The following is a 2,069-nucleotide window of genomic DNA, read 5'->3' on the forward strand; positions in this document are numbered from 1 at the left end:
GGGTTCTGGCTCCCCAGCTGTCATCGCCGCCCACGCCCATCTGCGCAAGGGCAGCACGGATCACTGTATAATGCACCTGGGGCAGTTCATAAGGGTGCATGGCATTCTCCATCTCGTGAGGCGTATAGGGAAGGGCCGAAAAATGTATTCTGTCTCCTGCAAAGAGCAATCCTCTCCCCTTTGCGTCCGTAACCTTAGCGTAACGCACATCCGTTTTGCAGCCGCACTCCTGAGGCACCATATAACACGCCAGATTGTCTGAAACCCTGTTGCGGTACAGCCCCAGCTTTGCGCCTCTTTTTCTGTCCCAATAGGTTTCCTCCGGTCCGTTTCCATACCATTCCAGCCTGTCGTAATCGGCATCCATCTTAAGCATTACGCCAAATTCCGGCATATCCCCAAGCTCCTTTACCGGATCATAGGAAAGCGTCACCTGAATGGTTCCGTCTCCATACACACGATAGCGCAGCCTGCAGTCAGAAGCGGGTTTGGTGGGCATATAATAATGGTAATCCACCTCTATACAGCCGTCCTCTTCCTTTACCAGAGGATTTACCTCCTCCGGCCTTATCACATCGTCTGCCTGGGAATGGAAGGTCAGATACATGCTTGCCAGCTTCCACTGCCCCTTACGGTTCATCATGTCGTTTCCACAATCATTGTCGATAGGTGCCCGCCAGAAATTGGGCTTCGGAATGCTTTTGAGCAGCTCCCTTCCCCCATACCGATAGGATACAAGTCCCCCAAAGTTATAGGAAAACAGCGCAGAAAAGCTTTCTCCCTTTACTCCGAGATTCAGCTTGCCATATACCACCTCAAGCGGACGCTTCACAGCAATGGGTCTGTCGCAGATCAAGCCCTCCCCTCTGGCAAACACACCCTGTCCAAAGGCCACCTCATGTCCTGCCCTGGCCCACAGAGTGTCCTCCTTCAGCCGGAAGGAAACCGTCACTGTATACTCTCCGGCTTCCTCAGGCAGGCTCACCGGCAGACGAAAGCTGGCTGTGCCTCCGGGCTCCACGGATACATTTAAGTCTGTCTGGGAAAGGAGTCTTCCCTCTTTCTCCACAAAAACCACACAGGCAAAAGCATCCGTATTCACAAAAAGATTCTTGTTGCAGACAGTGACCGCATCCTCCGTCACCGTAACCCCAATATTCTGATAATCGTATTTTACCTCCTGCATTTTAGGGGAGGGCTTCCGGTCTCCTCCATAGACGATTCCGTTTCCGCTGAAATTAAAATCTGTGGGACGATCCCCAAAGTCGCCGCCATAGGCCTGAAACTCATTGCCATACCGATCCTTCCTGGTAAGGGACTGATCAATATAATCCCAGATAAAGCCTCCCTGATACAAGGGCTCCCTGTCTGTCAAATCCGTATATTTGTGCAAAGCGCCGCAGGAGTTGCCCATAGCGTGGGCATATTCGCAGCAGATAAAGGGCTTGCTCCGATCCCGCTTAAGCCACTCTTCAATCTTTTGTGCAGATGTGTACATCTGACTTTCCACATCGCTGGTATCGGGATAGCGTCTGTCATTGAATATTCCCTCGTAATGCACCACTCTTTCCGGGTCCTTTTCCCGGAAAAACTGTGCCATATCGTAAATATTTTTTCCGCCATAGGACTCATTTCCGCAGGACCAGATCAACACACAAGGGTGGTTTTTGTCTCTCTGATACAGGGAATTTGCCCGGTCCAAAACCATAGCGTTCCACTCCGGCTTATTCCCCGGCACCACAGAATCGATGTCCGCTATCTTTCTGGCCACCGGGTCCCAGGAGCCGTGGGATTCCAGATTACACTCATCCAGCACATAAATTCCCAGTCTGTCGCACAGCTCATACATTTGGGAATCATTGGGATAATGGCAGGTGCGGACTGCATTGATATTATTCTGCTTCATGGTCACCAGATCCTGCCAAAGCTCCTCCCGGTTCGGCACCCGTCCAGTCAGGGAGCTGAATTCGTGGCGGTTGACGCCCTTAAATACAATACGCTTTCCGTTCAGACGCATAATGGAATCCCCGATCTCAAAACGTCGAAATCCCACCGTCTGGGCCACAACC

The 2,069-nt window shown here is 51.6% G+C and carries 1 protein-coding gene; it reads right to left on the reverse strand.

What is annotated here, in order from left to right; translation table 11 throughout:
* Window positions 1–2,069: glycoside hydrolase family 2 TIM barrel-domain containing protein (locus AC1WIP_RS15015; RefSeq protein WP_481142589.1), on the reverse strand; the 2,069-nt coding region annotated here is incomplete at both ends.

This window comes from Acetatifactor sp. (genome assembly GCF_982438285.1).